This window comes from Actinacidiphila sp. bgisy145 (assembly GCF_057708125.1).
The window spans coordinates 148,832-163,037 of sequence record NZ_JBYIRL010000008.1 but is presented as its reverse complement, the minus strand read 5'-3'; the positions used below and the strand labels follow the sequence as shown (position 1 = coordinate 163,037).

10 protein-coding genes and 3 tRNA genes are annotated in these 14,206 nt (G+C 72.3%); 12 read left to right on the top strand and 1 reads right to left on the bottom strand.

Annotation, left to right across the window (positions count from 1 at the left end):
• Positions 1–93: 93 nt before the first annotated feature.
• The 11 genes from AC3ERT_RS09780 (at position 94) to AC3ERT_RS09730 (ending at position 11,782) form a co-directional block, all read left to right on the top strand.
• On the top strand, positions 94–4,485 hold the full coding sequence (locus AC3ERT_RS09780; protein WP_435173638.1) for a sensor histidine kinase: 4,392 nt from the start codon (positions 94–96) through the stop codon (positions 4,483–4,485).
• 9 nt (positions 4,486–4,494) lie between these two features.
• Positions 4,495–4,908 (top strand): roadblock/LC7 domain-containing protein, encoded by a 414-nt coding sequence (locus AC3ERT_RS09775; protein WP_037917495.1) that lies wholly within the window; start codon positions 4,495–4,497, stop codon positions 4,906–4,908.
• 88 nt (positions 4,909–4,996) lie between these two features.
• On the top strand, positions 4,997–5,404 hold the full coding sequence (locus tag AC3ERT_RS09770) for a DUF742 domain-containing protein (RefSeq protein WP_335984411.1): 408 nt from the start codon (positions 4,997–4,999) through the stop codon (positions 5,402–5,404).
• A complete protein-coding gene (locus AC3ERT_RS09765) occupies positions 5,385–5,993 on the top strand; it encodes a GTP-binding protein (RefSeq protein ID WP_435130796.1) in 609 nt (202 codons plus the stop codon). Before AC3ERT_RS09770 ends, AC3ERT_RS09765 begins: the two co-directional genes overlap by 20 nt.
• Before the next feature lie 488 nt (positions 5,994–6,481).
• Positions 6,482–9,580 carry a sensor histidine kinase gene (locus AC3ERT_RS09760; protein WP_435173683.1) on the top strand — a complete coding sequence of 1,033 codons (3,099 nt, stop codon included), beginning with the start codon at positions 6,482–6,484 and terminating at the stop codon, positions 9,578–9,580.
• Between the two features lie 9 nt (positions 9,581–9,589).
• Positions 9,590–10,003 carry a roadblock/LC7 domain-containing protein gene (locus AC3ERT_RS09755; RefSeq protein ID WP_093787504.1) on the top strand — a complete coding sequence of 138 codons (414 nt, stop codon included), beginning with the start codon at positions 9,590–9,592 and terminating at the stop codon, positions 10,001–10,003.
• 75 nt (positions 10,004–10,078) lie between these two features.
• Entirely contained in the window at positions 10,079–10,741 is a 663-nt protein-coding gene (locus AC3ERT_RS09750; RefSeq protein WP_335984304.1) for a DUF742 domain-containing protein, read from the top strand.
• Entirely contained in the window at positions 10,722–11,300 is a 579-nt protein-coding gene (locus AC3ERT_RS09745; RefSeq protein ID WP_202236420.1) for a GTP-binding protein, read from the top strand. The genes AC3ERT_RS09750 and AC3ERT_RS09745 overlap by 20 nt, the downstream gene beginning before the upstream one ends.
• Before the next feature lie 182 nt (positions 11,301–11,482).
• Positions 11,483–11,554, top strand: a tRNA-Gln gene (locus tag AC3ERT_RS09740).
• A gap of 19 nt (positions 11,555–11,573) precedes the next feature.
• Positions 11,574–11,646, top strand: a tRNA-Glu gene (locus AC3ERT_RS09735).
• Between the two features lie 63 nt (positions 11,647–11,709).
• Positions 11,710–11,782, top strand: a tRNA-Glu gene (locus AC3ERT_RS09730).
• Positions 11,783–11,921: 139 nt separating this feature from the next.
• Here the strand turns inward: AC3ERT_RS09730 and ndgR are convergent.
• On the bottom strand, positions 11,922–12,638 hold the full coding sequence (gene ndgR / locus AC3ERT_RS09725) for an IclR family transcriptional regulator NdgR (protein WP_335984305.1): 717 nt from the start codon (positions 12,636–12,638) through the stop codon (positions 11,922–11,924).
• A 128-nt stretch (positions 12,639–12,766) separates the two neighbouring features.
• Between ndgR and leuC the strand changes: the two genes are divergently transcribed.
• Entirely contained in the window at positions 12,767–14,200 is a 1,434-nt protein-coding gene (leuC, locus tag AC3ERT_RS09720; protein WP_335984306.1) for a 3-isopropylmalate dehydratase large subunit, read from the top strand.
• The last annotated feature ends 6 nt before the right edge of the window (positions 14,201–14,206 follow it).

Below are 14,206 nucleotides of genomic sequence, written 5' to 3'. Positions count from 1 at the left end.
TCCCGTGACCCGGGTCGGCCCGAGCCCCCATGACTCGACACCGTCCCCGCAGCCTCACGGCGGGGGACGCCTGGTCCAGAGGTTGCGACGCTAGTGCAGGGACGTTTCAAGAGGGACAGCGGCGCTGCGGGCGAATCGGAGCAGCCCGGCGGGGCCGGCAACGGCTCCAAGGCCGCCGCCGACTCCGGAACCGCCACGCCGGGTACCACTGCGGCCCCCGGGCGGATGAGCATGCCCAGCGGCTTGGAAGCCGGCAAGATCACCGGCCTCGACGGCAAGCCCGGCCCCCGAATAGCCATGCGCAACTGGCGCATCAGCACCAGACTCATCTCCCTGCTCGCGCTCCCCGTGGTCACCGCCTCCGCGCTCGGCGGCCTGCGCATCAACAACTCGCTGGACAACATCCACCAGCTCGAGCACATGAAGACCCTGACCGACATCACCGAGCAGGCCACCAACCTGGCCGCCGCGCTCCAGGAGGAGCGCGACAGCTCGGCGGGCCCGCTGTCGGCCAACCAGAAGAACAACGACGCGGTCGCCGCCTCCCGGCAGGCCACCGACCGCGACCTCAAGCTCTACGAGCAGGCGACCGACGGCATCTCGGACGACGACCCGGTCTTCAGCGGAGTCCGCGCCACCCTGGTCGCCATCGGCGGCCAGCTCGCCAACCTCAACGAGATCCGCAGCGAGGCATACACCTCCCAGTCGGGCATCGCGCAGACCGTCTCCGAGTACGACGGCCTGGTCACCTCGCTGCTGTCGCTCTCCCAGGACATGGCGCAGGCCACCAGCAACTCCGAGATGATCAAGGCGACCCGCGCCCTGTCGGCGTTCTCCTCCGCCAAGGAGTACGAGTCGATGCAGCGCGCGGTGATCAGCGCCGCGTTCGCCAGCGGCGGCAAGCTCAACGCCGACGAGTACCAGTCGGTGAAGTGGTCCGCCGCGGACGAGAACACCGCGATCACCCGCTTCATGAAGGTCTACGGCACCGACGCCGCCTCGCTGCTGCGCCCGATCCAGGGTGACAACGACACCATCGCCGCCCACGACAACGAGCGTGAGCGGATCGCGAGTTCGCAGAGCGCGATCACCAAGATCAACAGCTCGTACCTGGACTGGGACGACGCGGCGAAGACCAAGATCGACGCGATGAACCAGATCGAGCGCTCGCTGCTCAGCGAGATGCAGCAGAAGTCGCTGCACCTCCAGAGCGAGGCGAAGCGCGAGGCGCTGATCTCCGGCGCGATCATCCTGCTCGTGCTCGGCGTCGCCGTCGTCGGCGCGTTCGTCGTCGGCCGCTCGATGGTCCGCTCGCTGCGCCGGCTCCAGCAGACCGCCCAGGACGTCGCCCAGAAGCGGCTGCCCGAACTGGTCAAGCAGCTCTCCGACACCGACCCGCAGGACGTCGACACCTCGGTCGAGTCGATCGGCATCAACAGCCGCGACGAGATCGGCCAGGTGGCCCGCGCGTTCGACGAGGTGCACAGCGAGGCGGTCCGGCTCGCCGCCGAACAGGCGCTGCTGCGGGGCAACGTCAACGCGATGTTCACCAACCTCTCGCGCCGCAGCCAGGGCCTCATCCAGCGCCAGCTGTCGCTCATCTCCGAACTGGAGTCGCGCGAGGCCGACCCGGACCAGCTCTCGTCGCTGTTCAAGCTCGACCACCTCGCGACCCGTATGCGCCGCAACGGCGAGAACCTGCTGGTCCTCGCCGGCGAGGAGCCCGGCCGCCGGTGGACCCGCCCGGTCCCGCTGGTCGACGTGCTGCGCGCGGCCGCGTCCGAGGTGGAGCAGTACGAGCGGATCGAGCTGACGTCGGTGCCCTCGGCGGAGGTCACCGGCCGGATCGTCAACGACCTCGTCCACCTGCTCGCCGAGCTGCTGGAGAACGCGACGTCGTTCTCCTCCCCGCAGACCAAGGTGCGGGTCACCGGCCACTCGCTGCCCGACGGCCGGGTGCTGATCGAGATCCACGACACCGGGATCGGCCTGTCCCCCGAAGACCTCGCCGACATCAACGAGCGGCTGGCCAACCCGCCGACCGTGGACGTCGCGGTCTCCCGCCGGATGGGCCTGTTCGTGGTCGGCCGGCTGTCCCTGCGGCACGGCATCCGCATCCAGCTGCGCCCCTCCGACTCCGGCGGCACCACCGCGCTGGTCATGCTGCCGGTCGACGTCACGCAGGGCGGCGCCAACGCGAAGGGCGGCGCCGCTCCCGGGGCACGCCCCGCGGGCGCCGCGGGCGGCAGCGCCGCCACCGGCATCGCGAACGCGTTCGGCAACGCCGGCAAGGGCGGCCGCGGCGCGGCCCAGGTCGGCCAGGGCGGGGCGCGCCCCGCGCTGCCCGGCCGGCAGCCGGGCGCCTCCGGCGGCCCGGGCGGCAACGCCGGCCCCGGCGGTCCCGGCGGCGGCCCGCGCTGGGCCGCGCAGGGCAACCAGCAGCAGGGCCTGGGCGAGGACACCCCGCGCGGCCACGAGGAGGTCGAGGCGCCCGCGTTCGACGCCTTCGACCAGTCCGGCCCCGGCAGCCGCCCGCAGCCCCAGCAGTCCGGTCCCGGCTGGCCGGGCCAGGGTCAGGGTCAGGGTGCGGGTCAGGACCAGGGCTCCGGCCGGCCGTCCGGCCCCGGCGGCTTCCCGACCCCGCAGCCGCAGAACACCGGCCCCAACGGCTTCCGCTCCGACGTCTTCGGCGGCCGCCCCGGCCCCTTGCAGCGCTCCGGCGGCCCCGGGGCGACCCCCGCGGCCGCCTCGGGTGGTCCTGGCGGTCCCGGCGACACCGGCCAGTTCCCCGCCGTCCGCGCCGACGGCCCCGCCGCCGGCGGCCAGGGCGACGGCTCCCGCGGCCGCCTCCCGCAGCGCGGCCAGCGCGCCCCCCAGGCCAACTCCGGTGACACGGGCTCCTTCCGGCTGCCGGGCGGCCCCGGCGACACCGCGCAGTTCCCGCCGATCCGTGACGAGAACCCGCCGCAGGGCCAGGGTGCCGGTCGTCCGGGTGACACGGGTTCCCTCCGGCTGCCGGGTGGTCCGGGTGACACCGGCCAGTTCCCGGCGGTGCGTGACGAGAACTCGCCGCAGGGTCAGGGTGCCGGTCGTCCGGGTGACACGGGCTCCTTCCGGTTGCCGGGTGGTCCGGGTGACACCGGTCAGTTCCCGGCGGTGCGTGACGAGAGCGGCCTGCAGGGTCAGGGTGCCGGTCGCCCCGGTGACACGGGTGCCTTCCGGCTGCCCGGCGGTCCTGGGGACACCGCGCAGTTCCCGCCGATCCGTGACGAGAACCCCCCGCAGGGCCAGGGCGTCGGCCGCCCCAGTGACACGGGTGCCTTCCAGGTGCCCGGCGCTCCCGGCGACACCGGCTCTTTCCCCCTGCCGGGCGGTCCTGGCGACACCAGCCAGTTCCCCGCCGTGCGCGACGGCAGCCTGCCGCAGGGCCAGGGTGCCGGTCGTCCCGGTGACACGGGTGCCTTCCCCCCGCCGGGCGGTCCTGGCGGCCCCGGCGACACCAGCCAGTTCCCCGCCGTGCGCGCCGAGGACGGCTCCGGGGCGTACCCGGCGCAGCAGCCCGGCCCCGCACCGGCCGGGGGACTGCCGCAGCGCGGCCCGCGCGGGCCGCAGGGCACCCCCGGCTGGAGCCCGCAGGGCGGCCAGGGCCAGGGCGGCCCCGCGCAGCAGCCGCAGGACCCGTACAGCACCGGCGCGCTGCCGGTGCCGGGCCACGGCGACACCGGCGGGTCGTACCCGGCGGTGCCCCAGTCGCCGTTCCAGGACGAGCTGGGTCCGCTGCCCGTGCCGCGCCAGGAGCCGCAACTGCCCGGCCCGGCCGAGCCGATGGCGCTGCCGCCGGCCCCGACCCGGGGCGACGAGCCGACGCCGATCTTCTCGTCGATCGAGTCCGACTGGTTCCGCACCGGCCAGGCCGAGCGGATGCAGCAGATCCACGTCGAGCAGGGCCTGCGCGGCCAGCAGGCGCCGCCGCCCCGCCCGGTGGGCCGCACCGCGCCGCCGCAGCGCCCGCGCACCGACCGGCCCGGGCCGGCCCCGGCGGGCGGCCCGCAGCGGCTGTCCGGCGGCCCGCAGCCGGCCGTCCAGGCCACCTCGGCGCCCGGCGGCCCGGCGGCGCCCGGCGGCGCGCAGAACGGCGCCCAGGCGCCGTCCGCGCCCGCGGCGCAGCCGCTGCCGCGCGAGACGCCGAACTGGCGCACCTCGCCCAACGACGCGCTGCGTCAGCGGGCCGAGGCCATCCGGGAACCCACCGCGGGCGGGGTCACCCCCTCCGGCCTGCCGCGGCGCGTTCCCCGGGCGAATCTCGTCGCGGGCGGCGCGGCCCCCCAGCAGGCCCCCCAGGGCGGCCCGCAGGTCTCCCGCGCCCCCGACGACGTGCGCGGACGTCTGACCAACCTCCGCAGGGGTATCCAGCAGGGCCGCCAGGCCGGCGGTACCGGTACCACCGACGGCCGTGGTTTCGGCATGAACAACCAGGAGCGCTAGTTGAGTGCGATGAGCCAGGCGGCACAGAATCTGAACTGGTTGATCACCAACTTCGTGGACAACACCCCTGGGGTGTCCCACACGGTGGTGGTCTCCGCCGACGGCCTGCTGCTCGCGATGTCTGATGGTTTTCCGCGTGATCGTGCGGATCAGTTGGCGGCGGTGGCCTCGGGGTTGACGTCGTTGACGGCTGGTGCCTCCCGGATTTTCGAGGGGGGGAGTGTGAACCAGACGGTGGTGGAGATGGAGCGGGGTTTCCTGTTCATCATGTCGGTGTCGGACGGTTCGTCGCTGGCGGTGCTGGCGCATCCGGAGTGCGACATCGGCCTGGTGGGCTACGAGATGGCCCTGCTCGTCGACCGGGCGGGCGCCGTCCTCACCCCCGACCTCCGCGCCGAGCTCCAGGGCAGCCTGCTCAACTGAGTACCGCCCGCCCGCTGTTCACCCGCACAACAGATCGTTCCCGTACTTCCGCACCAGCAAGAGCACTGCCCGGACACGGAGGACCCTCATGACCCCGCCACCCGCCTCGCCGGGCCCGTACGGCGCGTCCCACCATGCGCCGTACGGGGTGGAAGGCGACCAGCCGCTGGTGCGGCCGTACGCCATGACCGGTGGCCGCACCCGGCCGCGCTACCAGCTCGCGCTCGAGGCCCTGGTCAGCACCACCGCCGACCCGGCGCAGTACGCGGGACTCCTTCCCGAGCACCAGCGGATCTGCCATCTGACGCGTGAGATCAAGTCGGTGGCCGAGATCTCGGCGCTGCTCGCGATACCGCTCGGGGTGGCCCGGATTCTCGTGGCCGACCTCGCCGAGGCCGGCATGGTGGCCATCCACCAGCCCGGCAGCGGCGACGCGGGCGGCCAGCCAGACGTGACATTGCTTGAGAGGGTGCTCAGTGGACTTCGGAAGCTCTAGGCCGCAACCGCAGCAGGCGGCGTACGCTGCGCCGCCGGTGCGGTCGACCACCTCCGCGAAGATCGTGGTGGCGGGTGGCTTCGGCGTGGGCAAGACCACGTTCGTCGGTGCGGTGTCGGAGATCAACCCGCTGCGCACCGAGGCCGTGATGACCTCGGCGTCGGCCGGTATCGACGACCTGAGCCACGTCCAGGACAAGACCACCACCACGGTGGCGATGGACTTCGGCCGCATCACGCTCGACGACGACCTGATCCTCTACCTGTTCGGCACCCCCGGCCAGGACCGGTTCTGGTTCATGTGGGACGACCTGGTGCGCGGCGCGATCGGCGCCGTGGTGCTGGTCGACACCCGGCGGCTGGCGGACTGCTTCCCGGCGGTCGACTACTTCGAGAACAGTGGACTGCCGTTCGTGATCGCGCTCAACGGCTTCGACGGCCACCAGCCGTACCGGCCGGAGGAGGTGCGCGAGGCGTTGCAGATCGGCCCGGAGGCGCCGATCATCACCACCGACGCCCGGCACCGCGGCGACGCGAAGAGCGCGCTGATCACGCTGGTCGAGCACGCGCTGCTGGCCCGCCTGAAGTAGCGCGCAGCTGCGGGCGGACACCGCCGACGCAAGGCCGAGGGCCCGTTATGTCACACGACATAGCGGGCCCTCGGCCTTCCATAACATTTCGAGAGAGTTTCCTTCAGGTGGCGAACACGGCTCGCGCTCGATCAGTGCCGCCGCGTGTACGTCTGTCATATGGTTTGCTCGGCCTTTGGACTTATGCCCTTTTTATCTCTAGCCTTCTGGCGTGATCCGCCGGACGCCGGACGTTTCCGGACGTTTGGCGTGCACCTGCATGGCGTGCTGGAATGCGCAGACCTGAGTGCGGGAAGCGCAGGAAGCGCAGGGAACGGCCGTCGTTGTCGCGTCGTCGCCGAGAGGTTGTTGGTCCAGTGAGGAATACGAGGCGAGTCGAGGCGGGTGCCGACCGGGGCCCGCGGGGGAACTTCACTCCGCCGCAGCGCACCGGGGGCACCCCGGAGCCGGTGGCCGAGGACCTGCCGGGGCCGGGGCGCCGCTTCGGCATGCGCAACTGGCGGATGGCCACCCGGCTGAACGCGATCCTCCTGATACCGGTGCTCGTCGCCCTCGTCCTGGGCGGCTTCCGCGTCAACAGCTCCGTCACCACCTGGCAGCAGGCCGACGACGCGGTGCGCACCGCGAAACTGGTCCGCGCCGCCGCCACCTACAGCAACGCGCTGGAGAACGAGCGCGACACCACCGTGGTCCCGCTGCTGGAGGGCCACCGCACCGCGTCGAGCGTGTCCGCCGCGTACGCCGCCACCGACGCCGCCGCCCGCGCCTTCGACAGGGCCGCGGTCGGCATACCCGACGGCGCCGACCTCCGGCGCCGCATGGCCAGCTTCCGCAGCGTCGAGCCGCAGCTGTCCTCCCTGCGCAAGTCCGCCTTCACCGGCCAGCTCTCCGGCGTGCAGACCGAGGAGTGGTACGTCAAGATCCAGCACCCGCTGAGCGAGCTGTCCAACGAACTCGGCTTCGGCACCGGCAACAGCGCCTCCTACGGCCGGACCCTGTACGCCGTCTCGCTCGCCAAGGCCGCCGAGTCGCTGACCCGCGCCATCGGCACCCACATCCTGGTCGAGAAGCACCCCACCTCCCAGGAACTCGCCCTCCAGAAGACCGCGCTCGGCTCCTACCAGTACCTGGAGGGCATCGCGCTGGAGGAGTACGACGGCGGCGGCAGCACCGCCGACCAGGCCCGGCTGAAGGCCGCGCAGGACGCCGCGGTGAAGAAGGGCCAGGCCCAGGTCACCGCCGCGCTGAGCAAGGCGAAGGCGAACCACACCGCGTACATCGTGCCGCCGGACCTGACCCGGATGGTCACCGACCTGACCGACCCGGCCTACACCGTCACCCGGCTCAACGCCGAGGGCGTCACCCCCGCGTCCTACCTGTCCGCCGCCACACTGTCGTTCGACGCCTACCGCTCGGTCGAGACCCAGCTCGCCGACCAGGCGGCCGCCGACTCCGCGCGGGTGGCCGCCCACGCCAAGCGCGACGTCTTCATCAACTCCGCGCTCGTGCTGGTCGCGCTGATCATCGCGTTCATCGTCGCCGCCCTGATGGCCCGCGCGATGTCCCGCAGCATGCGGCGGCTGCGGACCGCCGCGTTCGACATCGCCGAGACCCGGCTGCCGGCGCTGGTCGACCAGCTCTCCCGCACCGACCCCGGCCGGGTGGACACCCAGGTCGCGCCGATCCCGATCACCACCCGCGACGAGATCGGCGAGGTGGCCCGGGCCTTCGACCAGGTGCACCGCGAGGCGGTCCGGCTCGCCGCCGAACAGGCGCTGCTGCGCGGCAACGTCAACGCGATCTTCACCAACCTCTCGCAGCGCAACCAGGGCCTCATCCAGCGCCAGCTGACCCTGATCACCGAGCTGGAGAACAACGAGGCCGACCCCGACCAGCTGGCGAACCTCTTCCGGATGGACCACCTGGCCACCCGTATGCGGCGCAACGGCGAGAACCTGCTGGTCCTCGCCGGCCAGGAGCCCGACCGCCAGTGGAACCAGCCGGTACCGCTGGTCGACGTGCTGCGCGCGGCCGCCTCCGAGGTGGAGGCGTACGACCGGATCGAACTGGTCGGCATACCCGAGACCGACATCCACGGCAGCGCGGTCAGCGACCTGGTGCACCTGCTCGCCGAACTGCTGGAGAACGCCACCACCTTCTCCTCCCCGCAGACCAAGGTGCGGGTCACCGCCACCCGGCTGCCCGACACCCGCCTGATGATCGAGATCCACGACAAGGGCATCGGCCTGACCGCCGAGGACTTCGCCGACATCAACCACAAGCTCGCCGACCCGCCCACCGTCGACGTGGAGATCGCCAAGCGGATGGGCCTGTTCGTGGTCGGCCGGCTGTCGCTGCGGCACGGCATCCGGGTCCAGCTGCGCCCCTCCGGCGAGCAGGCCGGCACCACCTCGCTGGTGATGCTGCCCGAGGCGATCACCCGCGGCGGCGGGGGCGACCCGGTCGCCGACGACACCGACTTCACCGTCTCCCGGATCGTCCCCGAGCACCTGGCCGACCGCATCGGCGACGCCCACCCGCAGGTCACCGGCGAGCGCACCGCCGCCGAACTCGGCTTCGACGACTCCCGCTACGACCGAGCGGGTGAGACCGGCCCCCACCCGCTCGACCCGGTCGGCCGCTCGCTGCAACGCGAGGAACTGCGCGAGGAGCGCCGCGCCCGGCTGGAGGCCGGCGCCGCCGGGACCCAGGACCCCCACCTGGGCCAACTCCCGCCGCAGCGAACGGAATCGGCCGACTTCGCCCAGCCCTATGCACAGGACCCCACCGCCCAGTACGCCCAGGGCTACGGCCCCGACGCCGCCCCTTCCTACGGGCAGCAGCCGTATGAGCAGGGCTTCCAGCCCGGCTACGAGCAGCAGGGGTACGCCGAACAGAACGGCTACTTCGAGCAGCCGTACGGGACGGTTTCCGGCCAGACCTACGACCCGGCCGCGCCCTACGGCGGGCCGTCGCAGTACGCCGAGCCGTACCAGGAAGCCGGACCGGGCGGCCACTTCGCGCCCGACGCGGGTTACAGCCCTGCTCAGGAGGGATGGCCGCAGGACGCACCCCAGGTAACGGAATCCGTTCCGCCGCTCCCCGAGGGCCCCTCCGAGAGCGTAGTCTCGCCTTCGCTGACGGACGCCGGCCTCCCGCGCCGCGAACGCCGGCACCCCGCCCCGTCCGACGACCCGCGGCCCGACCGGCAGCCCGGTGGGCCGATCCGGCAGGAGCAGCCCGACGACGAGTCCACCGACCCCCAGGAGCAACCCCAGCCGGACGGTGACGGCTGGCGGTCGACGAACGACGAGCACTGGCAGCGGGCCGAGTCGGTCCGCGAGCCGAAGGCAGGCGGAGTCACCCCTTCCGGTCTGCCCCGGCGGGTACCCAAGGCCAACCTGGTCCCGGGTGCCGCGGCACAGACCCCGCAGGGCGGCCCACAGGTCTCCCGCGCACCGGAGGACGTACGCGGCAGGTTGAGTAATCTGCGACGTGGCGTCCAGCAAGGGCGCACTGCTGGAGCTGACACGAACGGACAGGCCACCGACAGCCGATTCGGCGGCCCCCAGAACCAGGAGCGCTAGTTGAGTCCGATGAGCCAGGCGGCACAGAATCTGAACTGGTTGATCACCAACTTCGTGGACAACACCCCTGGGGTGTCCCACACGGTGGTGGTCTCCGCCGACGGCCTGCTGCTCGCGATGTCTGATGGTTTTCCGCGTGATCGTGCGGATCAGTTGGCGGCGGTGGCCTCGGGGTTGACGTCGTTGACGGCTGGTGCCTCCCGGATTTTCGAGGGGGGGAGTGTGAACCAGACGGTGGTGGAGATGGAGCGGGGTTTCCTGTTCATCATGTCGGTGTCGGACGGTTCGTCGCTGGCGGTGCTGGCGCATCCGGAGTGCGACATCGGCCTGGTGGGCTACGAGATGGCCCTGCTCGTCGACCGGGCCGGTAGCGTCCTCACCCCCGACCTCCGGGCCGAACTTCAGGGCAGCCTGCTCAACTAATGCATGGGCCGCGGGCCGGCCCGGGCACCTGCCAGGTGCTCAGGCGGCCGCGCGGCCGTTTCAGGAGGAGGACCAGTGAGCACTTCCCCCGGTGGAGACCCGTACGGCAACCAGCACCAGCAGCCGGCCCAGCCGTACGGCTACCCGGCCGAGCCCGAGCCGGAGCAGCGGCCCGGGCAGCCCGGCACGCCCTACCGCCAGCCGCGCATCCAGCCGTACGCCCCACCGCAGGCCCCGCCACCGCAGGGCCGGGTCCCGGGCGCGCCCGGCCACCAGGAGGTCCAGGCGCACCAGGTCCACGGCCACCAGGGCCAGGACTACGGCCAGGAGTACGGCCAGGAACGCCAGGGCCACGGCGGGCAGCCGGACCGGCACGACACCGGCCGCTCACGCACGCCCTCAGGACTGGTCCGCCCCTACGCCATGACCGGCGGCCGGACCAGGCCGCGCTACCAGCTCGCCATCGAGGCGCTGGTCAGTACCACCGCCGACCCGGAGCGGCTGCGCGGGCAGCTCCCCGAGCACCAGCGGATCTGCCTGCTGTGCCGCGAGGTCAAGTCGGTTGCCGAGATCTCCGCGCTGCTGACCATTCCGCTCGGGGTGGTCCGCATTCTCGTCGCCGACCTGGCCGAGGCCGGACTCGTCGCGATCCATCAGCCCGGCGGCGACGAGGCCGCGGGCGGCCAGCCTGATGTGACACTGCTTGAAAGGGTGCTCAGTGGACTTCGGAAGCTCTAGCGGTCCGGCCCGCGCCACCACCTCCGCGAAGATCGTGGTGGCGGGCGGATTCGGCGTGGGCAAGACCACGTTCGTCGGTGCCGTCTCGGAGATCAACCCGCTGCGCACCGAAGCCGTGATGACCTCCGCGTCAGCCGGCATCGACGACCTCACGCACGCGCCGGACAAGACCACCACCACGGTGGCGATGGACTTCGGCCGCATCACGCTCGACGAGGACCTGATCCTCTACCTGTTCGGCACGCCCGGGCAGGACCGGTTCTGGTTCATGTGGGACGACCTGGTGCGCGGCGCGATCGGCGCGATCGTCCTGGTGGACACCAGGAGACTTGCGGACTGCTTCCCGGCGGTCGACTACTTCGAGAACAGCGGACTGCCGTTCGTGATCGCGCTCAACGGCTTCGACGGCCACCAGCCGTACGGGCCGGAGGAGGTGCGCGAGGCGCTCCAGATCGGCCCGGAGGCGCCGATCATCACCACCGACGCCCGCAACCGCGGCGACGCGAAGAGCGCGCTGATCACGCTCGTCGAGCACGCCCTGATGGCCCGGCTGCGCTAGTGCCGCGCGCGGCCGCCGGTGCGTCCTGACGGCGCACCGGCCCGGTTCCGGGGGGACTTGGCGATACTCGTTTTGGAGCGCCGTCCCGGATCGGGTAATGTTCTTCCTGCGCCGCCGGACAGGGCAAAGCCCGGAACGGAGACGCAAACCGAACAAGATCCCTTACCGGGGTTGCGTTTTGGTGGGGTATGGTGTAATTGGCAACACGGCTGATTCTGGTTCAGTTGTTCTAGGTTCGAGTCCTGGTACCCCAGCAGCACTTCACAAGTGCGAGCCCCCGTTGTGTAGCGGCCTAGCACGCTGCCCTCTCACGGCAGTAGCGCCGGTTCGAATCCGGTCGGGGGTACAGATCCTTTCATTCCGTCCCCGCCGGGTCGCGCCCGGTGCGGACGACGCGAGGATCGCCAGGGCCCCCGTTGTGTAGCGGCCTAGCACGCTGCCCTCTCAAGGCAGTAGCGCCGGTTCGAATCCGGTCGGGGGTACGCATCGAAGCGACAGCGCCGGAAGCGGCGCCACATACGACGAGAAGCCCGCCGCGAACCGCGGCGGGCTTCTTCGTGTGTCCGTGTCCCCAGGTCTCTCCGGTTCCCCAGGTCCCCCGGTCTCCCGGTCTCCCCGGGCTCAGCCGGAGCGGCGCAGGGCCTCGCTGAGCCGCCCGGCGGCCTCCACGACGGCCTGGGCGTGCATCCGGCCCGGGTGCCGGGTGAGCCGCTCGATCGGCCCGGAGACGGACACGGCGGCCACCACGCGGTTGGACGGCCCGCGCACCGGCGCGGAGACCGAGGCGACCCCGGGCTCGCGCTCGCCGATCGACTGCGCCCAGCCCCGGCGGCGCACCCCGGACAGCGCGGTGGCGGTGAACCGGGCGCCCTGGAGCCCGCGGTGCAGCCGCTCGGGCTCCTCCCAGGCCATCAGCACCTGCGCGGCGGAGCCGGCCTTCATCGGCAGCGTGGAGCCCACCGGCACGGTGTCCCGCAGTCCGGACAGCCGCTCCGCCGCGGCCACGCAGATCCGCATGTCGCCCTGGCGCCGGTAGAGCTGGGCGCTCTCCCCGGTCACGTCGCGCAGATGCGTCAGCACCGGCCCGGCCGTGGCCAGCAGCCGGTCCTCGCCGGCCGCGGCGGCCAGCTCCGACAGGCGCGGGCCCAGGATGAAGCGGCCCTGCATGTCGCGAGCCACCATGCGATGGTGTTCGAGCGCCACCGCCAGGCGGTGCGCGGTGGGGCGGGCCAGGCCCGTGGCACCGACAAGCCCGGCCAGGGTGGCCGGGCCCGACTCCAGCGCACTGAGCACCAGAGCCGCCTTGTCGAGAACGCCGACGCCGCTAGAGTTGTCCATGCAACGATACTCGCGTCTCAGAGTGTGAAACGCAAGTTCAATTTTCCCGGGAACGCGTCACGCTGGACGCACAGCGCAGCACCAACACCTATGTAGGCCCCGCGACGACGCGGGCCGGAGGGACAGCGATGGGTAGGACACTCGCGGAGAAAGTCTGGGACGACCATGTCGTCCGCCGCGCCGAAGGCGAACCCGATCTGCTTTTCATCGATCTCCACCTCATCCACGAGGTGACCAGCCCCCAGGCGTTCGACGGGCTGCGGATGAACGGCCGGCGGGTGCGCCGTACCGACCTCACCATCGCCACCGAGGACCACAACACCCCCACCCTCGACATCGACAAGCCGATCGCCGACCCGGTCTCCCGGACCCAGTTGGAGACGCTGCGCAAGAACTGCGCGGAGTTCGAGGTGCGGCTGCACCCGCTCGGCGACGTCGAGCAGGGCGTCGTGCACGTGGTGGGCCCGCAGTTGGGCCTGACCCAGCCGGGCACCACCGTGGTCTGCGGCGACTCGCACACCTCCACGCACGGCGCGTTCGGCGCGCTGGCGTTCGGCATCGGCACCTCGCAGGTCGAGCACGTGCTGGCCACCCAGACGCTGCCGCTCGCCCCGTTCCGCACCATGGCGGTCACGGTGGACGGCGAGCTGCCCGAGGGCGTCACCGCCAAGGACCTGATCCTCGCGGTGATCAGCCGGATCGGCACCGGCGGCGGCCAGGGCTACGTCATCGAGTACCGCGGCAGCGCCATCGAGAAGCTGTCGATGGAATCCCGGATGACCGTCTGCAACATGTCGATCGAGGCCGGCGCCCGGGCGGGCATGATCGCCCCGGACCAGACCACGTTCGACTACCTCCAGGGCCGTCCGCACGCGCCCAAGGGCGAGGACTGGGACGCGGCCGTCGCGTACTGGAAGACGCTGAGGACCGACGAGGACGCCGTCTTCGACCACGAGGTGCGGATCGACGCGGCCGAGTTGGCGCCGTTCGTCACCTGGGGCACCAACCCCGGCCAGGGCGCGCCGCTGAGCGCGTCGGTGCCGGACCCGGCGTCGTTCGCCGACGCCAGCGACCGGCTCGCCGCGGAGAAGGCCCTGGAGTACATGGGCCTGACCGCCGGGCAGCCGCTGCGCGAGGTCGCCGTGGACACCGTCTTCGTCGGCTCCTGCACCAACGGCCGGATCGAGGACCTGCGCGCCGCCGCGGGCGTCGTCCGGGGCCGCCAGGTCGCCGACGGGGTGCGGATGCTCGTCGTCCCCGGCTCGGTGCGCGTGGCGCTCCAGGCCGTCGAGGAGGGCCTGGACAAGGTCTTCACCGCGGCCGGCGCCGAGTGGCGGCACGCCGGGTGCTCGATGTGCCTGGGCATGAACCCCGACCAACTCGCGCCCGGCGAGCGGTCCGCGTCCACCTCGAACCGCAACTTCGAAGGACGGCAGGGCAAGGGCGGCCGTACCCACCTGGTCTCCCCGCAGGTCGCCGCGGCCACCGCGGTCACCGGCCGCCTCTCCTCGCCCGCCGACCTGTCCGACGCCCCCGCCCCCTCCGCCTCGAAGGAAGCCTGAGCAGCC

Excerpts from the sequence above, each read along its gene's own strand:
- leuC (WP_335984306.1), top strand. The coding sequence starts at position 12,767 with ATGGGTAGGACACTCGCGGAGAAAGTCTGGGACGACCATGTCGTCCGC.
- AC3ERT_RS09755 (WP_093787504.1), top strand. The coding sequence starts at position 9,590 with ATGAGCCAGGCGGCACAGAATCTGAACTGGTTGATCACCAACTTCGTG.
- ndgR (WP_335984305.1), bottom strand. The coding sequence starts at position 12,638 with ATGGACAACTCTAGCGGCGTCGGCGTTCTCGACAAGGCGGCTCTGGTG.
- AC3ERT_RS09770 (WP_335984411.1), top strand. The coding sequence starts at position 4,997 with ATGACCCCGCCACCCGCCTCGCCGGGCCCGTACGGCGCGTCCCACCAT.
- AC3ERT_RS09775 (WP_037917495.1), top strand. The coding sequence starts at position 4,495 with ATGAGCCAGGCGGCACAGAATCTGAACTGGTTGATCACCAACTTCGTG.
- AC3ERT_RS09760 (WP_435173683.1), top strand. The coding sequence starts at position 6,482 with ATGCGCAACTGGCGGATGGCCACCCGGCTGAACGCGATCCTCCTGATA.